The 271-nt window shown below is 53.5% G+C and carries 1 protein-coding gene; it reads right to left on the bottom strand.

Annotated elements, in window-relative coordinates:
* Positions 1–271 (bottom strand): zeta toxin family protein (locus tag R0J87_RS20600; protein WP_498888579.1); only part of this gene is annotated, 271 nt, incomplete at both ends.

Raw genomic sequence — 271 nt, 5'->3', positions numbered from 1 at the left:
CATCATAAAATTTGCGCTTACCGTGCTCGATAGCCGCCTGGGCAATTGCCACAGGTTTTTGATCCGGGCTGGACGGAAAGAAATCAATACCGATATCAGACGCCAGGGTCTCCAGCTGCTTGATAGCGGCAGGACGGTATACGTCGGCGGAAACAACCAGTACCTTCTTTTTATTACGCTCTTTGAGCAGTTTACCCAGCTTACCCACACTGGTGGTTTTACCGGCACCCTGCAAACCCGCCATCAGGATGACCGCAGGTGGCTGGCTGGC

It is taken from the genome of Halomonas sp. SIMBA_159 (genome assembly GCF_046536035.1).
Lineage (GTDB): Bacteria > Pseudomonadota > Gammaproteobacteria > Pseudomonadales > Halomonadaceae > Vreelandella > Vreelandella venusta_A.
The sequence above is the reverse complement of the archived record's forward strand: the minus strand, read 5'-3'. Positions and strand labels throughout refer to the sequence as shown.